2 protein-coding genes and 1 pseudogene are annotated in these 1,684 nt (G+C 72.1%); 1 reads left to right on the forward strand and 2 read right to left on the reverse strand.

Going from position 1 to position 1,684, the window contains the following annotated elements; genetic code table 11:
- Together FV228_RS28915 and FV228_RS28920 are read right to left on the reverse strand one after the other, a co-directional pair.
- Nucleotides 1–860, reverse strand: an 860-nt coding sequence (locus FV228_RS28915; RefSeq protein ID WP_147857613.1) for a pyridoxamine 5'-phosphate oxidase family protein, incomplete at its 3' end; no start/stop codon positions are given.
- Nucleotides 861–868: 8 nt separating this feature from the next.
- On the reverse strand, nucleotides 869–1,495 hold the full coding sequence (locus tag FV228_RS28920) for a glutathione S-transferase (protein WP_147857614.1): 627 nt from the start codon (nucleotides 1,493–1,495) through the stop codon (nucleotides 869–871).
- A 98-nt stretch (nucleotides 1,496–1,593) separates the two neighbouring features.
- Here FV228_RS28920 and FV228_RS34915 point away from each other — a divergent pair.
- A pseudogene (locus tag FV228_RS34915) lies at nucleotides 1,594–1,684 on the forward strand (LysR family transcriptional regulator); the annotation flags it as partial.

Below are 1,684 nucleotides of genomic sequence, written 5' to 3' on the forward strand. Positions count from 1 at the left end.
CTCCAGCGGAGGGGAACCGCCGCCCGGCGCCGCCAGCCCGCTGTCATCGTGAACGCCCAGGATCGCTGCGCACCCAGGAGCCCTGCGGCGTCGGCGCCGGCCCAGTCGATGGTGGTGCGGCCCTGGAGGACAAGAAGGTCGCCGCTGGTGAAGTCGAGGAACAGCAGCGCCGCACGCGGCTCGCCGACCAGGTTGCCCAGCGTGTTGAAGTAGCGGTTTCCGGAGAAATCCGGGACCGTCAGCACGTCGCCGCGGCGCCGGACGAAGCCCGGCCGCCCGCCCCGATGCGAGATGTCGGCGCCGCCGTCCCGGAGCCCGTCCCGCGACCGGGTCGCCACGAACAGCGTGTCCGCGGCGTCGATCAACGCGCCGGCTTCCGCATCCAGGGCCGACAGGATCTCGGTCGGCCCCGGCTGGCGCGGCATCGGCTCGACGTCGCGTCGCTGGATGTATTGCGGGCAATTGCCGAAGCTCTGGTCGATCGCCACGGTCAGGCCGTCCCGGTCGCGGCGCACGATGCGGCCGTTGGCACGGTTGCGCCGCCGGGTCGCCAGATCGATGCCCAGGATCCCGGTCTCCGCGCCCGGTATCAGGAACCGGGACGCAGGGTCGGCCGGGTCGAGCGCCGCCGAGATGGCGAGATGGGTCGCGTCCTGGCTGTGCACGAAGCCGGTCTCTCCCGTCAGCAGGGTCGCGACCGGCGCGCCGCTGGCATCCGCGGTCCCGACCAGGAGATACGGCAGGCCCGCAAAGAAGCCGCGGTGCTGATCCGGCATGAACGACCGGATCGCCGGGGTCTCGCCGAGGATGTGGCCGGCCCGCGCCTGGGCAGTCGCCTCGTCCGCATGGAAGGTGGCCATGGCACGCCTCACGCCTGTTCGGGGATGGGAGAGGCGGGCATCGGGATGAAGCCCGGCAGGGCCTCGACCCGGGCGATCCAGGCCCGCACGGCCGGATAGGGCGCGAGCGAGACGCCGCCCTCGGGGGCGTGGGCCACGTAGGAGTAGCAGGCGATGTCGGCGAGCGTCGCCCGGTCGGCGGCGAGGTACCGGCGCTCGGCCAAGTGTCCGTCCATGAAACCGAGGATCCGCGCGGCGGTCGCGTGCACGGCCGCGCGGTCGGCCCGGGCACCGAACACCACCATCAGCCGGGCCAAAGCCGGCCCGGTGCGCACCTCCCCGGAGGCGATCGAGAGCCAGCGCTGGACCTCGGCCGCGCCGAGCGGATCGGCCGGCATCCAGCCGCCGCCGGCTGCGTAGCGCGCCGCGAGGTAGACCAGGATCGCGTTGCTGTCCGGGATCGCGGTCGCGCCGTCGGTCAGGACCGGGATCTGGCCCAGCGGGTTGAGGCGGCGGAACTCGGCTGCAGTGCGCTGCTCGGCGCTCGCCACCTCGACGAACCGATAGGGCAGCCCCAGCAGCGACAGGAACAGTTCCGCGCGGTGCGAATGGCCCGAGAGGCGCAGGCCGTAGAGGGTGAGGTCGGGTTCGGACATCGTCGGGGTCTCCAGCAACGACCCGACTATCGCCCTTGCAGCGCACGCCGAAAATCCGGAATGTCTGACACTCAGAATTTCACGGACTGCAACAATCGATGGACCGGTTGGACGAACTCGCCCTCTTCGTCGCGATCATCGATGCCGGCAGCCTCGCCGGGGCGGCCCGGCGGTCGCGCCGTTCGGCGG

This window comes from Methylobacterium sp. WL18 (genome assembly GCF_008040015.1).
Classification (GTDB): Bacteria; Pseudomonadota; Alphaproteobacteria; order Rhizobiales; family Beijerinckiaceae; genus Methylobacterium; species Methylobacterium mesophilicum.

Bases quoted from the DNA above. Each gene is read 5' to 3' on its own strand.
- FV228_RS28920 (WP_147857614.1), bottom strand. From the start codon at position 1,495: ATGTCCGAACCCGACCTCACCCTCTACGGCCTGCGCCTCTCGGGCCAT.